The organism is Pectobacterium artocarpous (assembly GCF_046159765.1).
In the GTDB taxonomy this organism is placed as follows: Bacteria; Pseudomonadota; Gammaproteobacteria; order Enterobacterales; family Enterobacteriaceae; genus Pectobacterium.
In genome coordinates this window covers 77,006-103,263 of sequence record NZ_JBJXVK010000019.1, presented here as the reverse complement: position 1 = coordinate 103,263, position 26,258 = coordinate 77,006, and the positions used below count along the sequence as shown (strand labels likewise).

General features: G+C 54.0%; 18 protein-coding genes and 2 tRNA genes. 4 read left to right on the top strand and 16 right to left on the bottom strand.

Annotated features, from left to right (window positions below; genetic code table 11):
* The first annotated feature begins 125 nt into the window (after positions 1–125).
* A tRNA-Met gene (locus tag ACKQAD_RS13645) sits at positions 126–202 on the top strand.
* 70 nt (positions 203–272) lie between these two features.
* Positions 273–349 (top strand) — tRNA-Met (locus ACKQAD_RS13640).
* Positions 350–552: 203 nt separating this feature from the next.
* Here the strand turns inward: ACKQAD_RS13640 and amiC are convergent.
* On the bottom strand, positions 553–1,797 hold the full coding sequence (gene amiC, locus ACKQAD_RS13635) for an N-acetylmuramoyl-L-alanine amidase AmiC (RefSeq protein ID WP_409160663.1): 1,245 nt from the start codon (positions 1,795–1,797) through the stop codon (positions 553–555).
* Positions 1,798–2,069: 272 nt separating this feature from the next.
* Between amiC and argA the strand changes: the two genes are divergently transcribed.
* Positions 2,070–3,413 carry an amino-acid N-acetyltransferase gene (gene argA / locus ACKQAD_RS13630; protein ID WP_409160662.1) on the top strand — a complete coding sequence of 448 codons (1,344 nt, stop codon included), beginning with the start codon at positions 2,070–2,072 and terminating at the stop codon, positions 3,411–3,413.
* Between the two features lie 64 nt (positions 3,414–3,477).
* Here argA and ACKQAD_RS13625 read toward each other — a convergent pair whose 3' ends face one another.
* Positions 3,478–4,674 carry an L-talarate/galactarate dehydratase gene (locus ACKQAD_RS13625; protein WP_409160661.1) on the bottom strand — a complete coding sequence of 399 codons (1,197 nt, stop codon included), beginning with the start codon at positions 4,672–4,674 and terminating at the stop codon, positions 3,478–3,480.
* A gap of 325 nt (positions 4,675–4,999) precedes the next feature.
* Between ACKQAD_RS13625 and ACKQAD_RS13620 the strand changes: the two genes are divergently transcribed.
* The gene (locus ACKQAD_RS13620) at positions 5,000–6,022 is read left to right on the top strand and encodes a LacI family DNA-binding transcriptional regulator (RefSeq protein ID WP_409160660.1); all 1,023 of its coding nucleotides are present in this window, start codon (positions 5,000–5,002) and stop codon (positions 6,020–6,022) included.
* A 115-nt stretch (positions 6,023–6,137) separates the two neighbouring features.
* On the opposite strand, the gene recD is transcribed toward ACKQAD_RS13620, so the two are convergent.
* The 14 genes from recD to ACKQAD_RS13550 form a co-directional block, all read right to left on the bottom strand.
* Positions 6,138–8,003 (bottom strand): exodeoxyribonuclease V subunit alpha, encoded by a 1,866-nt coding sequence (recD, locus tag ACKQAD_RS13615; RefSeq protein ID WP_409160659.1) that lies wholly within the window; start codon positions 8,001–8,003, stop codon positions 6,138–6,140.
* Entirely contained in the window at positions 8,000–11,581 is a 3,582-nt protein-coding gene (recB, locus tag ACKQAD_RS13610) for an exodeoxyribonuclease V subunit beta (protein ID WP_409160658.1), read from the bottom strand. Before recB ends, recD begins: the two co-directional genes overlap by 4 nt.
* The gene (ptrA, locus tag ACKQAD_RS13605; protein WP_409160657.1) at positions 11,578–14,538 is read right to left on the bottom strand and encodes a pitrilysin; all 2,961 of its coding nucleotides are present in this window, start codon (positions 14,536–14,538) and stop codon (positions 11,578–11,580) included. Before ptrA ends, recB begins: the two co-directional genes overlap by 4 nt.
* A gap of 96 nt (positions 14,539–14,634) precedes the next feature.
* On the bottom strand, positions 14,635–18,033 hold the full coding sequence (gene recC, locus ACKQAD_RS13600) for an exodeoxyribonuclease V subunit gamma (protein WP_409160656.1): 3,399 nt from the start codon (positions 18,031–18,033) through the stop codon (positions 14,635–14,637).
* Between the two features lie 56 nt (positions 18,034–18,089).
* A complete protein-coding gene (locus ACKQAD_RS13595) occupies positions 18,090–18,464 on the bottom strand; it encodes a prepilin-type N-terminal cleavage/methylation domain-containing protein (RefSeq protein WP_409160655.1) in 375 nt (124 codons plus the stop codon).
* Between the two features lie 4 nt (positions 18,465–18,468).
* Positions 18,469–18,924 (bottom strand): YgdB family protein, encoded by a 456-nt coding sequence (locus tag ACKQAD_RS13590; RefSeq protein WP_409160654.1) that lies wholly within the window; start codon positions 18,922–18,924, stop codon positions 18,469–18,471.
* Positions 18,921–19,532 (bottom strand): prepilin peptidase-dependent protein, encoded by a 612-nt coding sequence (locus ACKQAD_RS13585; RefSeq protein WP_409160666.1) that lies wholly within the window; start codon positions 19,530–19,532, stop codon positions 18,921–18,923. The genes ACKQAD_RS13590 and ACKQAD_RS13585 overlap by 4 nt, the downstream gene beginning before the upstream one ends.
* Before the next feature lie 8 nt (positions 19,533–19,540).
* The gene (locus ACKQAD_RS13580) at positions 19,541–20,044 is read right to left on the bottom strand and encodes a prepilin peptidase-dependent protein (protein WP_409160653.1); all 504 of its coding nucleotides are present in this window, start codon (positions 20,042–20,044) and stop codon (positions 19,541–19,543) included.
* 401 nt (positions 20,045–20,445) lie between these two features.
* Positions 20,446–21,285: a VOC family protein gene (locus tag ACKQAD_RS13575; RefSeq protein WP_409160652.1), complete on the bottom strand. Its 840-nt coding sequence runs from the start codon at positions 21,283–21,285 to the stop codon at positions 20,446–20,448.
* Positions 21,286–21,318: 33 nt separating this feature from the next.
* Entirely contained in the window at positions 21,319–22,038 is a 720-nt protein-coding gene (locus tag ACKQAD_RS13570; protein ID WP_409160651.1) for an ABC transporter ATP-binding protein, read from the bottom strand.
* Complete coding sequence (locus ACKQAD_RS13565) at positions 22,035–22,814, bottom strand: ABC transporter ATP-binding protein (RefSeq protein WP_409160650.1); 780 nt, start codon at positions 22,812–22,814, stop codon at positions 22,035–22,037. Before ACKQAD_RS13565 ends, ACKQAD_RS13570 begins: the two co-directional genes overlap by 4 nt.
* Positions 22,811–23,698, bottom strand: coding sequence for a branched-chain amino acid ABC transporter permease (locus ACKQAD_RS13560; RefSeq protein WP_409160649.1), 888 nt, complete (start codon positions 23,696–23,698; stop codon positions 22,811–22,813). The genes ACKQAD_RS13565 and ACKQAD_RS13560 overlap by 4 nt, the downstream gene beginning before the upstream one ends.
* Positions 23,691–24,584: a branched-chain amino acid ABC transporter permease gene (locus ACKQAD_RS13555; RefSeq protein ID WP_409160648.1), complete on the bottom strand. Its 894-nt coding sequence runs from the start codon at positions 24,582–24,584 to the stop codon at positions 23,691–23,693. The genes ACKQAD_RS13560 and ACKQAD_RS13555 overlap by 8 nt, the downstream gene beginning before the upstream one ends.
* A gap of 48 nt (positions 24,585–24,632) precedes the next feature.
* Positions 24,633–25,760 carry an ABC transporter substrate-binding protein gene (locus tag ACKQAD_RS13550; protein WP_409160647.1) on the bottom strand — a complete coding sequence of 376 codons (1,128 nt, stop codon included), beginning with the start codon at positions 25,758–25,760 and terminating at the stop codon, positions 24,633–24,635.
* Between the last annotated feature and the right edge of the window lie 498 nt (positions 25,761–26,258).

The window sequence follows — 26,258 nt, the reverse complement described above, 5'->3', positions numbered from 1 at the left end:
GCTCGTCGGGCTCATAACCCGAAGGTCGTCGGTTCAAATCCGGCCCCCGCAACCAATTGATGTGAGTCGTCCATCAAGAAAAGTGAAAGTAGTAAAAGATAGTCAAAAGTAAAAGCAAGTACGGACGCGGGGTGGAGCAGCCTGGTAGCTCGTCGGGCTCATAACCCGAAGGTCGTCGGTTCGAATCCGGCCCCCGCAACCAATTGATGTGAGTCGTCCATCAAGAAAAGTGAAAGTAGTAAAAGATAGTCAAAAGTAAAAGCAAGTACGGACGCGGGGTGGAGCAGCCTGGTAGCTCGTCGGGCTCATAACCCGAAGGTCGTCGGTTCGAATCCGGCCCCCGCAACCAATTCAGACTTCGTCAATAAAGAACAACGCGATAAAGCACCTTAACGGGTGCTTTTTTGTTTTCTGCACGACCCATGTTTTCTCTGCATTTTCTACGTACTACCCATTTCTAAAGGCATCACGTTGCTACGGGCAATATCCCACATGTTCCCTCTGAACCGCGCCTGCCAGACGCGGCCATCAGGTAACATTAAGCAGCATCAACTACCGCTGAGCCTGACTGGCAAAATAGGTTTTGATTCCTGCAAAAATGGATTCGGCGATTTGCTGCTGGAACTGACTGGTGCGCAACTTGCGCTCTTCCTCCAGATTACTGATAAAGGCCGTCTCAACCAAAACAGAAGGAATATCTGGTGCTTTCAGTACCGCAAAGCCTGCCTGATCGACGCTGTTTTTGTGCAGGCGATTCACTCGACCTAGTCGAGTAAGGATCTCTTTACCAAACTTCAGACTATCGCTGATGGTGACGGTCTGCACCAGATCGAACATGGTGTGATCCAGATAGCGATCGCCACTCATACTCACGCCGCCGATCAAATCCGATTCGTTCTGGGTCTCTGCCAAAAATCTGGCGGCGGTACTGGTTGCTCCTTTCTTCGATAGCGCAAAAACCGACGATCCTCTTGCCGATCGATTGGTAAACGCATCCGCATGAATCGAAATGAACAGATCGGCACGCTGCTTGCGCGCTTTCGCCACTCGTACACGCAGCGGAATGAACACATCTTCATTACGCGTCATATACGCCTTCATGTTAGATTCATTATCGATCAGCTTGCGCAGGCGGCGGGCGATTTGCAGCACGATGTCTTTCTCACGCGTTTTATTCTTGCCAATCGCACCAGGATCTTCACCGCCGTGACCGGGATCGAGCATAATAATCAGCGGACGATCCCGCCCGGCTTTCCCGGCTTTCGGTGCTTCTGCCGGTAGCGTACGTTCCAGCTCGCCTTTGTTGTAATCCTCCAGCAGCGCCAGCAGCGGATCGTCTTCGTTGTCGTAGCGCCCTGCGGCAGGATACAAATCCAGTACCAATCGGTGCTTGAATTCGGCCACTGGCCCCAGCGTAAAGACTTTGGTCGTCGCCTGCTGCTTGAGTTCCAACACCAAGCGCACCGTGGTTTTATCAAACTGACCAATGCGCGCCTCTTTAATCAGTGGATCGTTATCTGACGTAAACTGGCTGGCGATGTCCTTCAATACGCTGTTCAGATGAACATTTTCGATATCCACCACGATGCGTTCAGGATTACTCAGACTAAACTGTTTATATTTCAGCGGGTTATTGGATTCCAGCGTGACGCGGGTATAGGCAGAAGACGGCCAGACGCGCACGGCAACGACCTGTGTTGTCGCCGCTAGTCCTACACCACTTACGCTTAACAGCCAGGTTGCTGCTGCGCTTTGTAATAGACGCCGTCGAGTCAGATGATGATTCGAATGAGACATGCCACTCCGATTTGATTGCTGTGCGTTACCCTGCATTGCCGTGTTGCTGGTGCGCTGGCCAATATGCTGAATAGTGCTGTCAAAAAATGTAAAAAGGTAAAGATTGTCAAAAACTTTAACGAATCTGCTCTGCCCTGTCATGCAAAAATCATCTGCAAGCCTTATAACAGGCGGATATCATAAATTTGAGGCATTAACCTCGCTTTTCTAGTGAATACTTCCTCTTGCCTTTTACGCCATAAAGAATAAAAATACATAAATTACGAATAAAAATGCAAAGAGGGCTCGCAGTGAAGGAACGTAGTACAGAACTGGTTCAGGGCTTCCGCCATTCAGTTCCCTATATCAATGCCCACCGTGGCAAAACGTTTGTCATCATGCTAGGTGGCGAAGCCATTGAACATGCCAACTTCTCTAGCATCGTAAATGATATCGGGCTGCTGCACAGTCTGGGGATTAAGCTGGTGGTCGTTTATGGCGCTCGTCCCCAGATCGATGCCAACCTGACAACGCATCACTACGAGCCTCACTACCATAAAAACACCCGCATCACCGACAGCGCTACGCTGGAGCTGGTTAAGCAGGCGGCAGGGATGTTGCAACTGGACATCACCGCCAGACTGTCGATGAGCCTGAACAATACGCCGCTGCAAGGTGCCCATATTAATGTCGTCAGCGGTAATTTTATTATCGCGCAGCCGCTGGGCGTGGATGACGGCGTGGACTACTGCCACAGCGGCCGTATTCGTCGTATTGATGAAGAGGCCGTTCACCACCAGTTGAATAGCGGCGCGATTGTGCTGCTCGGGCCAGTCGCGGTGTCAGTCACAGGTGAAAGTTTCAATTTAACCTCGGAAGAGGTTGCAACCCAGCTCGCAATTAAACTGAAAGCAGAGAAGATGATCGGCTTCTGTTCGTCGCAGGGCGTGACCAATGAAGAAGGCAGCATCATTTCCGAGCTGTTCCCGGATGACGCACAGCAGCGGATTGATGTGCTGGAACAGGCTGGCGATTACCATTCGGGGACGGTCCGGTTCCTGCGTGGCGCAGTCAAAGCCTGCCGTAGCGGCGTACGCCGCAGCCATCTGATTAGCTATCAGGACGACGGCGCGCTGTTGCAAGAACTGTTCTCACGCGATGGAATCGGTACTCAGATCGTGATGGAAAGCGCCGAGCAGGTTCGCCGTGCGACCATCAATGACATTGGCGGCATTCTGGAACTGATTCGCCCGCTGGAAGAACAAGGCATTCTGGTGAGACGCTCGCGCGAGCAGTTGGAAATGGAGATCGACAAATTCACCGTCGTGGTACGCGATAACCTGACCATCGCCTGCGCAGCACTTTACCCGTTCCCGGAAGAGAGCATCGGCGAAATGGCCTGCGTCGCGGTTCACCCGGATTATCGCAGCTCATCACGCGGCGATATGCTGTTACTGCGCATTGCCGCTCAGGCGCGTCAGCAGGGTCTGCAAAAGCTGTTTGTGCTGACGACGCACAGCATCCACTGGTTTCAGGAGCGCGGCTTTTTACCCGCCGAAGTGGAGATGCTGCCGAAGAAGAAACAGGCACTATACAACTATCAGCGGCGTTCAAAGATTCTGGTGATGGATCTCTGAACTATTCCACTTGATGAGGCTTTTCGTGGCCGCTCGTAAAATCGGCCACGCATCTCTCCTCAGCTTATGGCTGCTTGCCAAACTCACAGCTCAGCATCGTCCACGTTCTGGCCTGTTCACTCAACGTGAACCCAAGTCCCAGACGATCGGATACCCACATACGCCCATCGCGCAATTCTAGCTGCTCGTTGAAGAGCGGATTCAGCCACTCGAAGTGTTCCAGCCACGGTTCAATCGGATAGGCCGCGGCCAAATGCAAATGTACTTCCATCGCAAAGTGCGGCGCCAGCTTACGACCATGCTTCGCCGCCAGATCCATGATTTTCAAGAAAGGAGAAATCCCGCCCACGCGCGGTGCATCCGGCTGGACGAAATCACTGGCGTTCCCGAGGATCAACTGTTCATGCTCGCGGAAGCTGGTCAGCATCTCGCCAGTCGCAATCGGCGTATCCAGCGCCGCCGTCAGCGCTGCATGGCCTTCCACATCGTAGGCATCCAGCGGCTCTTCAATCCAGATCAGATTAAAGGCTTCCATCTTTCTTCCCATCCGAATCGCCGTTTCGCGATCCCACTGCTGATTGGCATCCACCATCAGCGGGAAGTCATCTCCCAGCGCCTCGCGCACCGCCGTGAGGCGACGGATATCCTCTGCCGTATTCGGCTGCCCAACCTTCAGTTTTATCCCGCCGATACCGCTTTCACGCGAGATGACAACATTTTTTAATACCTGATCCAATGGCGTATGCAGGAAGCCACCGGAGGTGTTGTAGCACTGCACGGAATCACGATGTGAGCCCAACAACTTAGACAGGGGCAAACCTGCACGCTTGGCTTTCATATCCCACAGCGCGATATCAAGTGGAGAAATCGCCTGTACCGCCATGCCGCTGCGGCCAACCGATGCCCCGGCCCACAGCAGCTTGGTGTAGATCTTATCGATATCATTCGGATCTTCGCCCAACAGGTTATCCGCAATCTCTTTCGCGTGCGCATAAATTCCCTGTCCGCCCGCCCGCTTGGAGTAACTGAACCCTACCCCTTCAAACCCATCTCGACTGCGAATTTCCGCAAAAATAATGGCGACTTCGGTCAGCGGCTTCTGCCTTCCGGTCAGCACTTTCGCATCGCTAACCGGCGTGGCCAACGGCAAAAACGCCAGAGAAAGCTTTACCCATTCAATTCGATCGCCCGACTCGGCAGCCGTTCTGACGTTCGTGACTTTTGCATAGCTAACCGCCGCTGAATTTGCACTGATTGTCATGCCTCACCCCTCAAATGATTGCGCTAACATTTATAAATAAAAAGGAAGATAGAGATAAAAGAAGAAAAAAAACGCAATAAAGATCACAGAATAATCATCTACATGATCAATACGTTCATTACGAGATAAGAAAAATGATTGCGCAATCACCATAAAAAGTAAGAGGATACAGCGGGAATACCGCCCGGTAGCTCAAAAGCGAATTCGAAAACATGAGACCATACGCCAGGTTGTCAGAAACAACGGTGACTGGAAAACCATTGTGCCATCAACGATAATCCGGCAACGTGCGAATGCGCGCACAGCCTCAGAAGGTAACCCGTGATTGAAACGCGATAAGTACGCCAGTAGCTCCTCACCGCGTGCGCCCACGCTCGAAGATGTGGCACGTGCCGCAGGCATTTCCCCCATGACGGTCAGCCGCGCGTTGAACAACCCGAAAATTGTTCGTGAGGAAACCGTAAACAAAGTGATGGAAGCCGTCCGCACGACGGGTTACATCCCCAACATGTTAGCGGGCGGACTCGCCTCTCGTCGCAGCAAGCTAATTGCCGTCGTCGTTCCGCAAATCAATAACAGCATGTTCGTTGATACCGTTCAGGCAATAAGCGACGAACTGGCCGCGCGCGGCTACCACATGCTGCTGTGCGTCGCGGGCTATACCAATGAATCCGAGGCAGAGATTGTCGCTACCCTGCTTTCTCGTCGCCCGGATGGCATCGTCCTCACCGGGATTCACCACACGCCCGAGCTCAAACGTCTTCTGCTCAATGCGACGATCCCTGTCGTTGAAATCTGGGACCTCACACCGACGCCGCTTGATATGCTGGTCGGTTTTTCCCATGAAAGTATTGGGAACGCTATCGGGCATTATTTGCTGGATAAAGGACATTCACGCTTTGGCCTTGTTTGGACTGAAGACGCGCGGGCTGGGCTGCGTAAGAAAGGTATTTACGACGTCATACAAAAACAGCCGCATAGTTATATACGTGAGGCCATCGCCCCCTGGCCCGCCACGCTGGCCCTTGGGCGACAAGGGCTGAGCGATCTGCTCGCCGATGGTGAGGTATTTGATGCCATTATTTGCAGTTCCGATACGCTGGCACAAGGTGTGATGATCGAAGCCGCAGCCAGAGGATTAGCGGTGCCAAAGAATCTGGCAGTGATGGGATTTGGCGATCTGGACTTCGCCGCCCACAGCACACCGGCGATTACCACCGTCAGGATCGATCGCTGGAAAATCGGCACCGATGCAGCAGCAATGCTGGCGGAAAAGATTGAAGGGAAAAACGTCTCCTCTCCTATCGTGGATATTGGTTTTTCGCTGATTGAACGTGAGTCATCCTGACGCTCTATTCATCTGATGTGCTATCCACCCGACGTTCTATCCGCCACACGTCAGACTGCATGTACGTTGGCTTCCCTTACCGCCATGGGTCTTTCCTGTCTGCCATGCGAATAATTTAGGGTGTGTCGCCACTCATTAGTGCGCTAATTCGCGCTTCCAAACCGCTATAGCGCTGCGTTGGCGTCTTCACCGCACGACAGAGGATCCTGATGTCGGTATAGAGAGACAAACGCTGGCGCGCGCGGGTAATAGCGGTATACACCAACTCCCGCGTCAGCACCGGCAAATAGTGGTTCGGCAGCACCAGCGCCGTATGATCAAACTCCGATCCCTGCGATTTATGCACCGTCATGGCATAGGCCGTTTCATGCGGTGGCAGACGGCTTGGCGTGACATCTTTGGTTTCGCCATTCGGCAGGGCGAAAAACACGCGTAGCTCACCGCTCTCCCCCATCATGGCAATACCGATGTCGCCATTGGATAGGCCCAATGCGACATCGTTCCGTTCAATCATAACGGGTCGGCCAGGATACCAGCGGTTAAGCAGATTACGGCTGCGCAGAATCAACCCAGCCTGATGCAACGCCTGCTCAATACGCTGATTCAGCCCTGCGACACCAAACGGCCCTTCACGCAACGCGCACAGTTGGCGGTAACGCTGGAAGGCGAGTAGCACGGCATCCGGCGTTGCCCCCGCCGTAATAAGCTGTAGATAATTACGATACCCTTCGACACACTGTGCCAGCATGGCCTGATACTCTTCGGCCTCGGATAATGGACTACAGGTGATATCAGCAAACTCGCCGTTCAGCACCGCACGCACACGAGCATCATCGCCGCCGTTCACCGCCAGCGCCAGTTGGCCAATACCGGAATGCGGATCGAAGCGGTAGCTCCGGCGTAACAGACAGATACTGTCACTGACCGTCGTCTGCCCTTCAGGGCCGTTTTCATCCAAATGACAGCCCGTCAGCCTCTGCAATTGCTGCGCCCGCGCTCGGCTATAGCCAGCCTCGGCAAAACGGCAGATATCGCCCAATACCGCCCCCGCCTCGACGGACGCCAGCTGATCGCGATCGCCCAGAAAGATAATTCTGGCGTGTAGCGGAAGCGCAGCGATCACATTCGCCATCATCGGCAGATCGACCATCGACGCCTCATCCACAATCAGCACATCCAGATGCAGCGGATTGTCCTGATGGTGACGCAGACGCTGGCTATCCGTCACCGCGCCCAACAGCCGGTGCAGCGTTGTCGCTTCCTGCGGAAACGCATACCGCAGTTGAGGTTCCACCGCCAAACGACGCAGAGCCTGACCCAGCGACTCCGTAAGCCGCGCTGCGGCTTTCCCGGTCGGTGCGGCTAATTGAATACGTAACGCATCTCCCGTATTCAGTTCAATCAGTGCGGCCAGCAGTTTGGCCACCGTCGTGGTTTTCCCCGTCCCCGGGCCGCCGGAAATAATCGCAATGCGGCGCGTCAACGCGACAGCAGCGGCCACCTTCTGCCAGTCAATCGCTTCCCCCGTGTCAGGAAATAACCGATCCAACACCGCTCGGATCGCAGGCTCATCAACAGGTAGCGTATCGCGCTCGCTGGCGATAAACCGCGCCACGCGGCCCTCACTCTGCCAGCTACGCTGTAAATAAAGCTTTTCTTCTTGCAGCACCAGCGGCGTCGACGTGCTGCCGTCGCTGACGGCCTCAGACGCCAGCAAACGCTGCTGCCATGCGGCAACCGTGTTTAGCCCTGCCTCCGTAAGCAGCTGTTGTGCCAGTTCAGGCTCACGACCGTCAAACAGCGTCTCTGCCTGCAAATTCTCCAGCGGTAAACACACATGTCCCGCGCCCGAGTGCGCACTCAGGCAGGCGGCGACCAGCAGCAGATCGGGCTGCGTCTCATCTGCCAACATTCTGGCAAACTGCATATCCAGCGGGCGCAGCAGTCGCCGCGCCAATGCCGTTTCAAGCAAGGTAATCATGAGGAAATTCCTGTATCAGCATCGTCAGGCGTCTTTCCCTTAAAAAGCGCATCCAGCCCGAAAACCAATTCAGCGGAAGGACGACAAGCAAAGATCCCATTACCGGGGTGAGAATCCTCAACACCGCGTAAAAACAGATAAAACACCCCGCCAAAATGGCGCTCATAGTCATAATCCGCAATGCGATGACGCAGATAGCGGTGCAAAGCCAGCGTGTAGAGCTGGTATTGCAAGTCGTAGCGATGTTCGGCCATCGACTGCATCATGGCCGTTTGGGTGTACGCACTGGCATCAGGGCCGAGCCAGTTAGATTTGTAGTCCAGCAGGTAATAGCGCCCTTCCCAGCGGAACACCAGATCGATAAACCCTTTCAGCATGCCTTTCACCTGCTGAAAAGAGAGCGCAGGGCAGCGTGCAGATAGCGGATCGTGATGTTTTGCCAGCCGATCGAGCTGCGCCGCCTGTATCGGGGCTTCGATCGGTAGATAGAACTGTAATTCAGCCTGCTTATCGGCGTTATCCAGCACCGACAGTGTTATCCCTTGCTCGTTAAGCGGCGTATGCAAAAGCGTATCCATCCACGCCTTCAACACCGGATGCCAGTGCGCTTCAAATCCCTGTAGCTGTAACTGCTCCGCCAGCCAGCCATCATCGACGGGCTGAGTGAAATCCAGCGTTTCAAACAGGCTATGCAAAAACGTTCCCGGACTCGCACCGCGTGGAAACGTATGCGGCGTCAGTTGTGTTTCATCCGCTTCCTGACGCTCGCCTATCGCTTCAATATCCAGACGCGGCACCAGATCCTGTGCGTTTGCAGAACCATGTTGCTGAAGCCCCGAATAGCTGGTGACTCGCCAGCCATCGCGCAGTTGGCGTTCAATGTGGCGAGCCTGTAGCTCTGCCAATTCTGGTCTATCCGGCTGCCAGCGCTGTTCTTCCGTCGCCTGTAGCGGTGTCAATGCGACGCCGTCCCCGACCATGCCTTCCAGCTCGCTGACTAAGGTGGCAGCCTCAGCTTCTTTACCTCGCTGGAGCAAATAGCCCAGCGCGCTCTGATGCATATCGCTGCTGCCATCTTTCTTACGCGACCGCTGAACAGGCGCAACGCCCACGCTACAGTGGTAGATAGAACGGGTCAGCGCGACGTACAGCAAACGTAAATCTTCAGCCAGCCGCTCTTCTTCCGCCAGCATCTGACTTTCTGCATTATTTTGCAGATCCAATACGGCCTGATAGCTCTCGCGATCGTGATAAATGCCTTGCTCCTGCACACGGAAATTGCTGATGAAAGGCAACCACACCAGCGGGTACTCCAACCCTTTTGATTTATGGATCGTGACGATCTGCACCAAATGGCGGTCGCTTTCCAGCCGTAGCTGTTGATTCTCGACCTGCGGATTCGGCTGGACAATCTGTTGCGATAGCCAGCGCACCAGCGCATGCTCACTGTCGAGCGTTGCCGAGGCATCCTGCAATAGCTCACCGATATGCAGGATATCGGTAATGCGGCGCTCCCCGTCCACACTCGCCAGCAAGTTTTCCGCCAATTGATGTTGGCTCATTAACGCACGCAGCATCGGCAGTACACCTTTCTGACGCCACAGCGTACGGTAACCGGCAAACTCATCCACCAGTGCATCCCACGCGGCTTCGCTTTGCCCTAACGCATCAACCTGCTCGGCATCCAGCCCCATCAGCGCCGTCGCCATTGCACTACGTAACGTGCGCTCCTGCTCCGGTGCCAGCACCGCCTGCAACAGCCACAACATATCTCTGGCTTCCGGCGTGCTGAATACGCTGTCGCGATTGGACAGATACACCGAGGGAATGGACAAACGGCTCAGTGCATCACGAATCAGCGAGGCTTCACGTCGGCTGCGTACCAGCACACTCATGTCGGAGGCTTTGACCAAACGCCGGGAATCATCGCTGACCAGCCAGGCTTCATGACGCTGGCTGGCCACCAGCCAGTCACGAATCTGCGCCGCACACTGTCGCGCCATCTGCTGCTGATAATCCCCTATGCCGATCGGTTCTGAGCCCGTTAGCCAGAATTGCAGTGCAGGCTGAGGCTGCCCGGCAACTTCAAACACCAGGCCGCGTTTAGATTCGGCAGGTTTGACCGGCAGGAAAGGTATATTGTGGAAAATAAAAGGATGTTCGAGGCGTTCAAACAGACGATTAACGCCGCGTACCATCTGATGTGACGAACGCCAGTTCGTGCCCAGCGTATAATGCGCAGCCACTTCTCCGCGCGCGTGCATATAGGTAAAAATATCCGCGCCGCGAAACGCATAAATAGCCTGCTTAGGATCACCGATCAACAGCAGCCCACACTGCGGCTGTCCAACGTACAGCGTTTGGAAAATACGGTATTGCTGGGGATCGGTATCCTGAAACTCATCAATCATCGCTACCGGATAGCGCTCGCGAATGGCGCAGGCAAGTTGCTCTCCCCCCGGCTGCTGCAACGCAATATCCAGACGGCTCAGCAGATCGTCAAATCCCAGCTCCGCACGCTGCTGTTTCTCCTCTCGCACCGAATCCCGAATCGCCGACAGCGCACGCACAATCACTAAATCACGCAGCGATAGCGGCGTTTCCAGCAACCGCTCAGTTTCCTCAAATAGAGCATGAACAGGCGGCTCACCTTTCTTTGTCTTCTCGATCAGCGTTTGCTGGGCAAACCTCACCAGATCTTTCGGCAATTGATAATCCAGCGTCAACTGCTCTGCCCATCGCGTGATTTTCTGTAGCCAGTTGGGAAGATGTTTACTGCTGTAGCTGCGTTTATCGACACCAGAAGCGCTAATCAACGCTTCCAGTTCCGCTGCTGACGCCAGCCAGCGTTGTTTGTATTCATCGATCGTCGCCACAATCTTCTCATGCCGACTCTGCAACGTTTCGTCTTCTTCTGGCGGCAAGAGAAACGCAGGTGCTTCACCATGCAGATAAGGAGCCAGATCGGCCAGCAGGTTTTCCGGCCCTTTCCACTCCAAACCGACAATACGCGCGACCTCTACCGGCAGCGGATAGCAATAACGACGCCAAAAATCGGCGCAGGCCTGACGGCGCAACGGCTGCTCATGTTCTATCAGCACCTGTTCAAACAGCACGCCGGATTCAAACGCATTGGTGCTGAGCATACGCTGGCAGAAACCGTGGATCGTGTAGATTGCCGCCTCGTCCATTTGCCGTTCAGCCGCCAGCAAGACGTCGGCCGCATCGCGATGATCCGAAATCTCCATCAGCAATTGCGCGAGCGAAGCATCTTTAGGTTTCTCCGCTTCCTCCCCCTGTGCGCTTTTACGCAGGCAGGCGATACGCAAGGCATGGATTCTGGCACGAATACGCTCCCGTAGTTCTTCCGTCGCAGCCTCCGTAAAGGTCACAACCAGAATTTCCTCAACCAGTAGCGGACGTGGATACGCGGCTTGCTTACCCAGCCCCAGCAGCAACCGCAGATAAAGCGCAGCCAGCGTATAGGTTTTCCCCGTTCCGGCCGACGCCTCAATCAGCCGCTCCCCGAGGAGCGGTAACGTCATGACGTCTAATGATTGCGGCACGGCGTTTGTCATTGTGCTGTAACCTTACCGACAGCGTTCGATGTCTCGGTATCCGCCGCGGGCTGTGCGGCTGGCGCAGGAATCATCGCAGGCGCTTTCTCACGCGGTAACGTTTTCTGCAATGAAGATGCATCCGCGTAGGTGTGCCATCCTTTGGGTGCAGCATAGTCCGCTTTACCATGATGGCTACCGGAAACCTGCGACAGGATAGCCAGACCTTCAGGCTTCAGCGCCTGCTGGAAGAAGTCTGCCAGTTGTGCCACCGTCAGCGGTTTGATTTGTTCGAGCAGTTTCTCCCGCGAGTCAAAAGCAAAGTTTTCTCGATCCAAATCCTTACGCAGTCGGCTGACTTCTTCGCCCAATGTCTGCGGACGTTGATTCAGTTCATTCATCACACCTTGCTTATACTGTGCGAACTCTTCTTCACTCATTTCACGCAGTCGTTTTTGCGCTTTCAGGTAAAAATCTTCATAGCGCTGATACAGATAAGCAGGCTGTTTGCTGTTACTTTGTAGCAGGAAGCCGATACCCATCTGTCGGCCAACCGACATCGGGAAAGCAAACACCGCATAGCCCAACTGCTCTTCCGTTCTCAGTTGGCTATAGAACCAAGGCTGAATGATCTGCCCCAGCACCGAGCTATACGCCATGCTTTGCGTTTCCGAGTAACCCGTTGGTACATACACCGCCGCTAGCGCAGAATCCGTGCTGCTGCCTGGACGCTGTAGATTAGCGAGCTGCGGCTTGCTGACTTTGACATCATCACTGCGCGACAGATTTTCACCATTCGCCTTCAGATGCGCTTTCAGCGTCGTCGCTAACTCGGTCACTCGCGCCGGTGTCAGATTACCGACAACCAGCATTTCCGGCGTGGCTTTTTGCAGCAGATCGTTGCGATAGTTAACCACATCCTGTAAGTGAATATCTTTCAGCAATTTACGTCGATCACGGCGCTCGAAGTAAGGCAGTTGAGATACCGCCTGAATCGGCTGCATCGCCTGTTCAAAGGCTTTTGATTTTTCGACCGCATCCAACTGCTGCAAATACCAAGATTTTGCCTGCTCCAGTTGCGCTTCTGTCGAGGTAAAGGAGGCATAGCCATCCGCTAACGTGAGTAATAGCTGTGGTAAATGCTGGGTATAGCCGTCGGCGCTAATCACCAGACCATCATTGCTGCGGGTAGAGAAGCTAATGCCGCCAATCGACGCCTGATAGCTCAGTTCATCCAACGCCAGCCCCGCCAGATAGTCATTTAACGCGAACAACACCTGATTCCGTGCGGTACTGCGCGCTTCCTGATTACGCAGGAGCAGAGTGACTTCTGCTTTCGGCTCATCGGCGAAATAGTGGCTTGGCATGTACAGCACGCGTAACCCAGGCTGATTCAGCAGAAGCGTCGGCTTGGTTATCGACTTATCCGCTTTGATCAGAGAAAAATCATCTGGGATATAAGGGTTGATCGTTGGCAACGACAGCGACATTTTCTGCCCCAGCGTTTTCCATTTTGCGAATGTTGCTGACGAGATTTTATTCATCTCATACGGCGCATCAACAAAATAGGCCACTTTGTTATGCGGTTCATTCGGGCTGATGACCCAGACACGTGCGTTCTGCGGCATCATTTCGTCCAGACGTGCGGCAATCGCCTTCGGATCGTAGCGATCCGCAACATACTGCGCATCCAGCGTATGTTCGACTGGCACGCGCAGCATGGTATCCACCAGCCATTCGATGTAATCCATGTCCCGGCTGATGGATGGATAGCGGAAATCCAGATCCAGTACGTGTGCGATCTCATCAAAATAACGCTGTTGAATCCCCTCGGTGCGGATTTGTTGCAGGTAACGGAATATGGCTGCAACCACCTCATCACGCTGTGCCAGACCTTTATCGGTCAGCGAGACTGAAATAGCGAACATGCCACCGTTACGGTCGATGATCGGTGAAGAACCGGCACCAATAGACTCAACCAGCCCTTCTTTTTGTAACCAGTCAGAAAGCGTATTCTTACTACGGTTGCCGATCAGATAGCTAATGTAGGTATCCGTCTTGCTGCGAAATTCCTGGCTACTATCGCTGACACGAAATTCAATACGCAACTGCTTTCTCGGCTGCGCTGGGACATAGTGAATCATTACGCCGCGCTGCTTTTCCGTCGTGACAGGAACGGTAATCGCAGGAACGCTGGCGTTGTGATTAGCAATACGCCCGAATGTGTCAGCCGCCAGTTTCGCTAATTCAGGCAAAGGTTGATTGCTGTAAATCACCCCTTTCATCAGATTGGCCGAATAGTATTTCTGATAGAATTTCACCAGCTCATCATGCAGTTTGCTGCCTGGCTTATCGCTCAGAGTTTCAAGATTCCCCCCCGAAAAACGCGCGCTCGGGTGTGCCGGATTCAGCGTCTCTGCGCCTACCTGCGCCATACGGTGACCGTCACGCGAACGCGCCATCGTCAATTCCGCATTGACCGCGTTACGCTCGCGATCGGCATTCACCGGATCGAGCAGCGGCTCCGCAATCGCATCGGCCATCCGATCCACAGCGGGTCGCAGCGCATCATTTTCCACTTCCAGATAAAACGCCGTGCGGTAAGACGCCGTGCTGGCATTGTGGCTACCACCATGTTTTTTCAAAAACTCGGACAGCGCTTCCGGCTCTGGATAACGCTTCGATCCCATTAGCACCATGTGTTCAAGGTAGTGCGCTAACCCCAGTTGGTTATTGGGATCATCCAGTGAACCAATAGGCAACGCCAGTGATGCCAACGATTTAGGTGCCTGAGGATCGGAAACCAGCAAAACAGTCATGCCGTTATCCAGTTTGATCGCCTGATATTGCCGCGGATCTTTTTCGCTTTTTCGAATGGTCTGAGCCAGCGGCTGCCAGCCCGTTTGTGCCCAACTCGCCGGAAGCCAGAATGTGAATAAAAGAAACCACCCGGCAATCCAGACCCACTGTTTACGCATGCAATTCTCCAACCTCATATCCATCACTTTTCACGTTGCAGTGCGTTATCTTCTCGCACCTCAAAATCGACTCGGGCATTACCCAAAACAAATTCATCACGCCAGATTAGAGCGGAACGGCGGCAGTAGCCAGATTTGCGCCGCTTCAATCACTTCGTTCATACGTTTTTCATCAAACTCACGAATAATACGTTGCAGGTAATAATCCTCACCTTCACCCCGCATTCCCATATTGCCCTGCCAGGCTTGCATTACACGTGCGCGCGCTTTGTTCTGCGTCTCCTCATCCAACCGCAGGCTATCGCTTTCGCGATCATAACATTCAGTCAGCCAGGCGCTCCCCGCTTTATTGAGCAGTAACAGAGGTTTGCTCATTCCTTGACGATATCCATCCAGCATGAGGGCCAGATGTTCTCTGGCCTGCATTTCGGACAAGGCCGCAAATCGCCACGCGGTATCTTCCCGCCCATACAATCGGCTTTCGCCCTGTCCGCCCGTTGCGCAGTAGGCCAGATGCTCCAACCACAGCGTCATGCCATCCTTCATAGAAAGCGTGCCGGGACGCCAGCGCAGCAAGCCATCTGGCTGGACCTGATTCAACCAGCCGCTGATGCGCACACCGTTAAGGAGGATATCCACTTCCCAGCTCACCGATAGCGAGGGCGTTAACTCATCACGCACGCGCGCAGCCAGTTGCGCCATATCCTGCTGTTGTTCCTGCCAGTAAATTTCGCCAAACGCACCATAGGGAAGCTCGCCCGCCGCTCGGGCACGGCGATACAGTGTTTCCGTATCACCGTCATTAATCAACGTATTAAGCAACTCGCTGTTCAATTGATAGCGGTTAAGGCTATCAACCACAAAGGGCTCTTGATCCAGCAGTTCATCGCTGTGCAGCATAAAACTCACACCAAGCCGCAGTTGAAAAAAAGCTTGCACCGGATGACGATAAAAACGTTTCAGATCGTCCAGACTCACATTCCTATCATTCGCTCTTTCGGACAATGCCTCACGATCGAAATCAGGCTGGGCTTCCCCTTTTCGGTTCGCCGCCGCCAGCCACTCTGCCGCAAAGCTCAATGGCTGCGGTGCCGACAGGAAGTTATCTGCATCGAAAGGCATACGGCTATGTTCACGGCAGAGGTGTTTCACCACCCGCTCAGCGCTGCTATCGATATCCAATGTTTCATCGCCCGGCAGGACGTAACTTTGCGCGATATACTCCGTCAGTTCGCTCACCAATACGGAAGGATAGCGACGCGTATTATCCTGAATCGAGCGCCCGATATGGCTGATATAAAGTTTGTGCTGCGCCGACAGAAGCGCCTCGAGAAACAGATAACGGTCATCGTCACGTCGGCTACGATCGCCGCGCTTGATCTTCCGCCCCATCAGATCGAATCCGAGCGGCGGCATCGTCCGGGGATAGACACCATCGTTCATCCCTAGCAAACATACGACCTTAAAGGGGATGGAACGCATTGGCATCAGCGTACAAAAGTTGATCGCACCGGCCAGAAAACGCTGGCTGAGACGTTCCTGATCGAGACGTCGCGACAGTTCATCACGTAACCGGGAAATCGGCACCTGTTGCGGATAGCGCGCCATCATGCCCATACCAATCACGTACTGCCACTGTTTTTCCACCAATGCCAGCGCCGCTTCGGTCTCGCTATCAGCATCAAAGAAGGTTTCGATCAGTTCTCGACACAGTGGTAACCAGTCGACAAGCACGCGCGGCTGAGACAGGCGCTGATGCCATTGATGAATTTGCATCAGCAGTTCGGCCAGTTGACCAGCCAATTCCGCAATCAATCCACTGGATTCATCATAAGGCAGCACGCCCTGCCAGTCGCCAACCTGACTGTCCATCGCATAGCCCAGCAGCATTCTCGTCAGGCCAAAACGCCACGTATGCTGGCCCGTCGGCGGCAGCATAAGATCGCGCACGTTATCGTCATCCAGTCCCCAGCGAACACCGGACTCCACCACCCACAGGCGCAGACGCCGTAGTCCTTCTTCCTGAATACCGAAACGGGCAGCCAACGCGGGCACTTCAAGCAATGCCAAAACCTGTTCCGCCGTAAAACGGCTTGTTGGTAAATCCAGTAGACTGATTACCGCCTGCAAGGCGGGATGTGCATGCCGCGCACGCTGATCGGAAATGCTAAAAGGCAGATAACGGTTATCCGGCGCGTTGCCAAATACCGCCTGAATAAACGGCGTATAGCTGTCAATATCCGCCATCATCACAATGACGTCGCGCGGCATCAGCTCAGGATCATCTGCCATCATGGCCAGCAGTCTATCGTGAAGCACTTCCACCTCACGCTGCGGACTATGGCAGGCGTGAAAATCAACCGAACGATCGTCGAGTGCCAGCGGGCGTTTTTGCCTGCTGGTGTTCTGCGTCTCGTGACTAACAGCCACGACGGCGTGGTCTTCCAGTTCAAGAATATCGCGCTGCAAAGTTTGCAGCAGATTTTCGCCATCCGAATCAACAAAAGCGTCAACTTCCTGCACGTTATCCAGCTCAGCCAGTAGATAAAGGTTATCGCGCCCCAGTTTTCCCCACGACGCCAACAACGGATTATTAATCGACTGCTGACCGTCGTCGTTGAACAGCGTTTCTGCCAATGCAGGATCGCGAAAAAGCGGACGAGTTTCATCAGTCAGCTCATCGTCAAAACGATGTAAACGGCGGTGGCGGGCTTTTAGCTTCGCCAGAAATTTATAATCCTGAATGTCACTCCAGTAATGGCGGCAGGGGTTGGTAAATAGCAGGTGCACGTCAATGTGCCGCGCCAGTGCGTTCAACGCCTGTAAATAGATAGGGGGTAGCGCCGAAATACCGCAGATAAAAACGCGCGGCGGCAGACCGTGCGGGCACACTTTTTCCTGCTCTAACGCATTGATAAATCGTTGATAAAGAATCGCATGGTGCCACTCGGGCTGCGCCAGTTCTCGTGTGTAATCCACCAGCGCACGCCACAGCGCCGACTGCCACTGCTGGTTCCCGCCGAGATCGTCAACCTGTTTTCCCTCTTGCCAGGCTTTGATCCACTCAGGGCGATAAATCAGGTATTGATCGAAAAGATCCGCGACGCGCCCGGCAAGCTGATGCAGTTTTCGCTGGTTATCATCATCTTGCAGATAGTGATTAAGTGCCGAAAAGTCAGGTTGTGCCAATAAATCGGGCAACAAGTGCATGAGTTTCCACGTCATTGCATCTTTGCTGAAGGCGCTTTCTTTTGGAATATCTGGCAGCACGTGACGACACATATTCCACAAGAAAACACCGGGCAACGGGAATTGAATATTGGCAGCAATATCGAAGTGCCCAGCTAGTTCTATTTGCAACCATTGCGCCATCCCCGGACTTTGCACCAAAATCACTTCCTGCTGGAAGGGATCGGCAAGCGGCTGACGTTTTATCAACTCAACCATCAGTCTTTTCAGGATATCCAACTGATTGGAGTGATAGATTCTAAACATTCTGGCTCCTGCTACCGCTGCTTACGATTGATAACTGACAGTTGACTCAAACAGGCCTATTGAACAGGCGATGACTGGCAAAACCAACGGTTTAGTGTAGCCTGATAGCGGCGTGGCGTCATGACTCTTACCGTTACCTGACGGCATTCTCCGTTCTGTCGCAATTCTGACAGACTAAACTGCCAGTGTTTACTCGACTGGGATGCCGCATTATCAAGAGTAAACGGATGAGGCACTCCTGCTTCATAGGCCTCCAACTGCTGTATCGCAAACCGCCAGGCCTGACGCTGCTGCCACTGGTGCTGAAATGATTGCTGTAACATCTGGTGATATTGCAGTAATCCCATCAGCGATACGGCAAACAGCAGCGCCGCCACCAGCGTCTCCGGCAGGCTAAAACCAGCTTGATGATTCACGAATCTCTTGTTCACTGCGCTATTCCGTTACATCACAGCGTGTCACATCTTTATCAGGGCAAAAATCCAGCCAGCCGTTACCCAATGGTTGAATCGCTATCAGACCTGACGGCAACGACGAAAGTGACACGCGCTGGTACAGCGTCAACGGACGCGCCGAAGCGGGGAGCGCGCCTTCACCACGCAGTAGCCCCAGCGACCTATCCGAGGCAGCACGCAGGCACACTACAAGCTGTTCCGACGACAACTGCTGACACTGCCAGCTTTCCGTTAGCGCATTCCAACGCAGCCCTTTTCCCCAGTTCAGCGAGGACAATGCCTGATTGAAGGCGCGCAGATAATGCCGCTCGTCATTGCCTACCTGAATGGCAGTATCAAGCTGACGTTGCAAACCAGACATCAACAGCAGGCCGATAACGGCAATCAACAGCACCATAGCCAACGTTCCGCTTCCCGCTTGCAAGCCTTTCTTCATAGGTTACGCCCCAGTATCAGGCGGGCAATATGTTGCTTAACGGCAGGACGTTTGGCCCAGTATCCCGCCAGTTGCAATTCATACAGCGACACATCACTTTGCGCAGCCAGCCGCTGTAGCCGGAACATCGTGAGTACCACTTCCTGCGGATCAAACAGCTTCTCCCATCTGTCCCCCTGGCAGTTGTGCGCCCCGCTTTGAATTTCCAATGATCGACTGCGCAGGCGATAGCCAAAAGACTCGGCATCCTGTTGCTCTCCGCCATCCCAAATACCATTTCGGTTCAGATCGTAAGAGACATTCAGGCAGCTGTTTTCCATCTCTCCCGGATAGTTCCCTATGCTGATCGCCTTTCCCTGACAGGTTCCCGCACAAAAGCCCGCCCGACGGATGTCTTTCTCAATCCCCATCGCGACCTGACTGAACAACTGCTCCAGCCGGAAACGCTGTGCGCTGTCCTGACTTTGACTATGCAGCAGAGGGTACAATTGTGCCGCCGACAGCATAATCAGGCTGCCCAGGCTCAGCGCTAACAAGATTTCCGGCAGAGTGAAGCCGCACTGCTGGTTTCTCAGCCTTGGATGCCTCAATTCTGTTTGTCTCCACATCATCGGTTTCAGCATAGGGGGATCGCCAGAACAGCCTGCGACTCGCTGCACAGACGCATGCGTCCTCTCACCGAGATGATGAGACGCACCTGACCGACAGCATTCGACAATGAGATGTGTCCGGCCTGTGCCGCGTTACGCAAGCCAAAGAACGTAAACACGTTGCTTGTGAACGTTGCCAACACAACCTCCTGCGTGCGGCGAACGAACTGCCCCGGATGGTTCTCACGACACACCTCCTCCGCCTGTTTTTCATTCTGCCCCGCGACCATACACCATCGCTCTCCCTGCGATATGAGTTTCGCCGTGCGGGTTTCGTTATGCCAGTAGGCATTCGCCTGAACCCGACTCAGAAAATCCAGCAGTTGCTGCGCACTCTGTTCGAGACGGATGGCCTGCTGATACTGCATCCAGCTATGCAAGCCGCCGCCCGCCATCAACGCCACAATCGTCAGTACCACCAATAATTCCAGCAAGGTAAAGCCTCGCCGTTGTCGGTTCCCTGTTTTCATGAAAGCAGGATAGTGATTTCTATCTGTAAAAACAGCGCATTACTGGCGTTATTCGTAGCGGCTCGCAATGTTTTACTGCAACGATGTAACCACAAAGAAAACCTGCGAGGAGGTGGGGAATGTACAATGAAAAAACGGCATCTGCCCGCAGGGAAGACACCGTCTGGTTGGGTATATCGTTAAATCAGTGCTCGGTTACGCCCCGCCCCCCGTTCACCGTCGTTGGTAGCCCCTGACGCAGGGGACAATAGAGGATTAGCGGGACGGTTCAATACGTGCTCTGCCTGACGTACCCGCTTTCATTATTTTGTCCCGCGGACTTGCCCCATAGCGATAAACGGTACGGCCTGACCATCGCGGTCTCACAGCGTCACCCCCCCTCTGTGTACCGAGCTTCCCCGCTAATTATCCTTAAAACGCATCGCCAGCCACTGAGCCTGCTGTTGCGTCACCAGTAGTTGACCATTCTGCTCACGCCACTGAATATCCCCCTGGCTAAGGCAGCGCCTGAGCTGCTCCAGTGATGCCACCTGGAAACAGAGCGCCACCATTTTCGCCGGAGCCTGCGCGGCGACAGGCGGCAGCGCGAACTCCAGGCTTGCCTGCTGATGCGTGATGATACGCAGGCAGCAGGTTCCTGAATCAAGCACATAGCCACCGTTGGCCTCAGGGCTGAACGCCGTACTGAACAACTGACGATACAGCGCCAGTGTCTGTTCAGGTTGAGGCGAGGCAATAACGAACGCGGACAGCGCCTGTACGCCATTAGGATGAACTTGCCAGGCAGGCTGCCAAACGGATTGCGGCGTTTGATGTTCGCAGAAAAAACTGAAGCCGTATGCCAGCGCGCTGGCGCGGATCCGTGAGATACAGAATCGGGCCTCAGCCTGACGGCCATCCGGCAGTATAACGGGCCGGAAGAAGCGGGTCGGCGGTTCGCCATCGAGTTGGCACTGCTGGAGGTGCTGCCATACCGCATGCGCATCCGGGGTTTTCCAGACCAGTCCGGCAAGGCCTGGAGCAACGTTCCATAAACCGCGCGAGTCTGCCTGCCTGTCAGGCTCATAACCTAAAAGCTCCAGATAGTCATCTGCAAATACGGCCAGATGGTTGCTGGAGCCCATCGAGTGGTGTCCCCGCCTACTGAGTTGAAATCCCATCCGCTGGAACAAGCATTGCGCCTGATCCAGTTCTCCATCGACATTAATCACCGCGTGATCGATAACCGGGGTAATCGGCATGGCGTATTCCTTCTGTTCTTTTTATTGATCCTGTCAGGCGGCGCGACCGCCAAAATAGAGCTCACGCATACGGGGGTCGTCCAGTAGATCCCGCGCGTGGCCCTCCATCGCCACTTTCCCCAACGCCAGTACGTAGGCCCGGTCGGAAATGTGCAGAGCTTCCATGGCATTCTGCTCGACCATCAAAATAGTCACTTTTTCCTGACGGCGAATGGTTTGTATAGCGCTAAACACTTCCGCCAGCATTTTCGGTGACAGCCCGGCCGAAGGTTCATCAAGCAGCAGAACGGCAGGCTCGGGCATCAATGCGCGGGCGAGCGCGAGGATTTGTCGCTCGCCGCCGGAAAGCGCTGAGGCGGGTGATTGCCACTTTTTATGTAACACCGGGTAATGTTCCGCCAGTTGCGCCATCCGTTGCTTACGCTGGCCGGGCGGTAAAAACTGTCCCCCGGTTTGCAGATTTTCTTCCACGGTCAGCGTGTTGAAGACGTTGTCCAGTTGCGGGACAAATCCGAGAGCACATTCACGGATTTTCCGGTGTACCGGAATGTTTACCGTTTCCTGTCCATCAATTTCAATCCGCCCTTCACGCGGGGAGACAAAGCCAGCAATCGATTTCAGCAAGGTGGATTTGCCACAGCCATTTGGCCCCAGCAGCGTTACGATTTCCGCCTGTTTAACATGCAATGAAATACCGTGCAGAATATCAATCCCAGGGGTATAACCGGCGACCACGTTTTCGAGGGTAATCATACGGCCTCCTGCAATATTGCGGTACTGTGCCCCAGATAGGCCTCCAGCACCTGCTGGTTCTGCGCCAGTTCGTCTGGGCGGCAACTGGCGACAATCTGCCCGCGATCCAGCACAATGCAGCGCTGGCATAAGGCGTTGATAAAGTGCATGTCGTGCTCTATGACCAAAAGTGAAATGCCCTGACGGCTCAGGTTGAGCAGCGTTTCCACCAGATCCTGGCGTAATTTAGGGTGCACACCGGCCATCGGTTCATCCAGCATCAAAAGCGTCGGTTTGCCCATCAGCGCACAAGCGATGCCCAGTAATTTTTTCTGACCGCCGGAAAGCGCAGCAGCAGGCAGGTCTTTCACGTTGGTTAACAATAAGATATCCAGTAATTCGCGGGCGCGGGCGCGGCCTTCCTGTTCAGCTTTACGCCCGGAAGCCAGCCCCAGCAGCCCGTTGAATAACCCGTGCTGACGAGTATCCGCCGCCATCACGACTTCCATGACACTCATCTTTTCCGGCATGACGGGGAGCTGGAAGGTGCGCGCAATGCCCGTCTGGATAATCCGGTAGCTGGGCTGACAAGCAATGGCGTGACCATCGAAGGTAATGCTGCCGCCATCCGGTCGGGTAAACCCGGAAATGGCGTTGAGCAGCGTGCTTTTACCGGAACCATTCGGCCCCAACAGACCAAGAATTTCTCCCTTTTCCAGCGTAAAGGAGACGGATGTCAGTACCTGATTGCCGCCAAAGGCTTTGCTGACATCCACCACTTCCAGCAAACGGCTCATGATAACGTCCTTAATTTTTCCGGTAACAGGCCGCCCGGGCGGGTGAGCAGACACAGTAATAAAGCCAGACCAACCAATCCCAGACGCAGAGCGCCAGTCAGGTCTGAGCTGATGTGGAAATAGTCTTTTGCAAAGGGGATAAAATTATACAGCCCTTGCACCAGCAACACGCCCAGCAGCACACCCCATATATTGCCAATACCGCCTATCATCACCATGCTCCAGATAAGAAAGGTTTCCGAAGAGAGCAAATAGTCCGGGCTGACATATTCGGTGTACCAGGCCAGCAACATGCCGGCCAGAGAGCACATCACCGCACTGCTCATTAACGCCCGGCATTTCAGCCACGGCAGCGCATAGCCCATGCAGATCGCTAACTGAGGTTGCTCGCGCATCAGGCGCAGCGCCCGGCCAAACCGGCTGTCGCCGATCCGCAGGCTGGCGAGCGTGGCGATGATGACGCTGAACAGGATAATGACCACGAAGATACGTGTATCGGCGACGGTATCGCCTGTTGACCAAGGCGCGAACAACCCGCCAACTCCTTGCGCACCGCCCGTCAGACGGTCTTCATTGACGATCGCAATACGGATGATCTCAGCCAGCGCCAGTGTGGCAATGCCCCAGTAATCCGCCGTTAGCTGACGCCCCAGCAACGTCATCAGCACGCTGATAACAATGGCACACAGTAACCCGGCGGGGATCACCAGCCACAGCGGCAACCCAAAATTGCTTCCCAGACCGACGGCATAAGCGCCAGTTCCGACAAACACGATATGACCAAAATTCAGCAACCCCGCGTAACCTGCCTGTAAATTCAGGGCAAGCGCGACAATGGCATAGATCCCGGCAAGGCAAAAGATATGCAGTAAAAACTCAGACACGGCGAACCTCCCGGTTAAACAGGCCATAAGGACGCAGCAACAGCGCCAGCAGCAGAATGACAAACGATGAAGCATTCACCCAGGTCACTGGGATAAACAATAAGTCACCACCGAACAGCCAGCTCCAGTCGATGTTGGTCACGAGGGTTTCGGTTATCGCGATAAGGAGTGCGCCAAAAATGGCACCCATTGGGTTTCCCAGCCCGCCGAGAATGGCTGCCGCGAGTACCGGCAACATCAGATCATTGCCCTGATTAACCCATGCGCTGGCATTCATCGCCAGCATGCTGCCTCCCACAGCGGCCAGCATTCCGGCCACAAAATTGACGGTGTGGATAATGGCGCTGGCATTTAACCCTGAGGCCGCCGCCAGATCCCGATTGCTTGCCAGCGCACGGATAGCGCGGCCTTGCGGCGTGCAAAACAGCAGCAGGCTGAACATCACCACCAGCGACAGCGTGATGCCAAGGCTCCAGAGTTCGTCGGCGGAGATGCGGGTGTCACCCACCAGCAAGATCTCTCCCACTGGCAGGTAATAATTCACCGGGGCCGATCCCTCAACCCCGAGAACCAGTGCAATCAGCACCATCGATACCGCCAGCGAGCCAATCATGGCGTTAGCGGTGCCACTTTTCAGCAGCGGCTGGTACACCCAGTGATACAACATCGTGGACAGCATGCCGCAGACGATTGCCGAAAACACGATTGCCAAAGACAACGGCATGCCAAGGCGAAGCCCGGCGGCGGTAATAAATGAACCGACCATGGCATATTGCATATGAGCGATGTTGGCGAACCGTACCAGCCCGTAAACCAGACTTAATCCCAGCGCGACCAGCGACAAATCCGCAGTGCGAATCAATGTATCAATCAAAAACTGCAGCATGGTTTCTCCCCGATAATGTAGCGTGAACTGGCAAGGTAAAGCGGCTTATTACCGGGGAACAGGTACGCCACCAGACGCGTTGACTCTCAGGTATGGCTGGGACTGACGCTGGTTATCGGCATCCAGATTCAATGTGCCGGTAATGCCGATAAAGCCTGGCGCAACGGTTTTCATTGCCGCTATCATGGCTGCCGGCTCGGCACTGTGCGCTTTATCAATAGCCGCTGCCGCCAGCATCACGCTGTCCCAGGCATAGCTGCCGTACACGGAGCGAGGTTTTTCATGGAACTTTTTCTGATAGAGATCAGCATAGTTAGCGCCGTTGTCGCTCGCCGCTTTCTGGTCAATACCTGCGACTTCCATACCCACCTGCCCGTTGGTGTACTGCGCCGGGGAACCTTCAATAGCCATCGTTAAATACATGCCATACCAGGGCGTTTTATTCAGACCCAGTTCCCAAGCCTCACGGTTCAGCACAATCGCATCCTGGCCGTAGCTGGTGTAGACATAGGCTTGTGGATGAGCGCGGGAGATTTGCTCCAGTTCGCGGCGATAAGAAGGCTGACCGCTGGTATAGAGCACTTTGGCGACGACTTTGCCGCCCGCTTTTTCAAACGCTTTGCTGAATTGCTCCGCCATACCCTGACCGTACGCCCCATCCGGCGCGATAAAGGCCACTTTGCTGTAACCAAGCTGGCGTACATCTTCTGCCGAGAAACTCGCGGAAAGGGAATCCAAGCCAATAACGCTCCAGGAGGTAGCGCCGATTTTACGGATATCAGTGCTGGTACCGGAAATATTGATGTGCAGCAGGTTGTTCTTCACCAGATATTGCCCAACCGGAATAGTGACGCTGGAGGAAAAACTGCCCACCACTAAGGGAACATGGTTAACCTGAGTTAACTTGCGTACAGCATTCAGGCCGGTTACCGGGCTTCCGGCGGAATCTTCCACGATCGCACGTAGCGGCTGACCATTAACGCCGCCCTGAGCATTGACCTGTTCCACCGCCAGTTCAATACCGCGACGCTGATCTTCACCAATGCTGGCGCTGGTGCCGGTTAAGGGCAAAACCGCGCCAATGTTTACATCGGCCTGCGCCGTGTGCGCCAGACCTAACAGCGTCATACCTGCCAGTGTTGACAACGTCGTACCCTGCCCAAAAAGGTTTTTCATGTTGGTTCTCCGGTTTGCTGTTGCCGGCTTCTGAGGCCGGTGTTTTATCGCCTGCACAAACGTGTACAAGCCTGCCTGGTAATGCTGAAAAGAACGCACCAAAGTGAATATATAAGTGCATACACTTCTGCATTAAGCAAAGACAATGCCAGAGAGCAGCACGTTCCAGACATCACGCGCTTATTTCAGGTGAGAAGAATGCAAATTCGTGAATAAATACAAGGAAATCGAAAATATTTACAACCGCGCCATGAAACCTTTATTTTCCTTTTTCCCGTAGCCGGTAAAAATAGCTGCATGCAAAAATGCAGACACGTTGAGTAATTTTGGTGCAATGTTGCCGTAAAATGGTGCGGAAAAATTCCACGACAATAAATAAGATAAAAGTCCTTTACCTATTACAAGAAAGTGTATTCACTTTTGTGTTGAGTTGTTTTTTTCGCTGTGTTATCTATAAAAATATTACGTGAAATAACCTGTACAGCATTTTTATTTTCG

Coding starts and splice junctions, on each gene's coding strand:
- amiC (WP_409160663.1), bottom strand. CDS start 1,797: ATGTCTCATTCGAATCATCATCTGACTCGACGGCGTCTATTACAAAGC.
- argA (WP_409160662.1), top strand. CDS start 2,070: ATGCAAAGAGGGCTCGCAGTGAAGGAACGTAGTACAGAACTGGTTCAG.
- ACKQAD_RS13625 (WP_409160661.1), bottom strand. CDS start 4,674: ATGACAATCAGTGCAAATTCAGCGGCGGTTAGCTATGCAAAAGTCACG.
- recD (WP_409160659.1), bottom strand. CDS start 8,003: ATGATTACCTTGCTTGAAACGGCATTGGCGCGGCGACTGCTGCGCCCG.
- recB (WP_409160658.1), bottom strand. CDS start 11,581: ATGACAAACGCCGTGCCGCAATCATTAGACGTCATGACGTTACCGCTC.
- ptrA (WP_409160657.1), bottom strand. CDS start 14,538: ATGCGTAAACAGTGGGTCTGGATTGCCGGGTGGTTTCTTTTATTCACA.
- recC (WP_409160656.1), bottom strand. CDS start 18,033: ATGTTTAGAATCTATCACTCCAATCAGTTGGATATCCTGAAAAGACTG.
- ACKQAD_RS13590 (WP_409160654.1), bottom strand. CDS start 18,924: ATGAAGAAAGGCTTGCAAGCGGGAAGCGGAACGTTGGCTATGGTGCTG.
- ACKQAD_RS13585 (WP_409160666.1), bottom strand. CDS start 19,532: ATGTGGAGACAAACAGAATTGAGGCATCCAAGGCTGAGAAACCAGCAG.
- ACKQAD_RS13580 (WP_409160653.1), bottom strand. CDS start 20,044: ATGAAAACAGGGAACCGACAACGGCGAGGCTTTACCTTGCTGGAATTA.
- ACKQAD_RS13575 (WP_409160652.1), bottom strand. CDS start 21,285: ATGCCGATTACCCCGGTTATCGATCACGCGGTGATTAATGTCGATGGA.
- ACKQAD_RS13570 (WP_409160651.1), bottom strand. CDS start 22,038: ATGATTACCCTCGAAAACGTGGTCGCCGGTTATACCCCTGGGATTGAT.
- ACKQAD_RS13565 (WP_409160650.1), bottom strand. CDS start 22,814: ATGAGCCGTTTGCTGGAAGTGGTGGATGTCAGCAAAGCCTTTGGCGGC.
- ACKQAD_RS13555 (WP_409160648.1), bottom strand. CDS start 24,584: ATGCTGCAGTTTTTGATTGATACATTGATTCGCACTGCGGATTTGTCG.
- ACKQAD_RS13550 (WP_409160647.1), bottom strand. CDS start 25,760: ATGAAAAACCTTTTTGGGCAGGGTACGACGTTGTCAACACTGGCAGGT.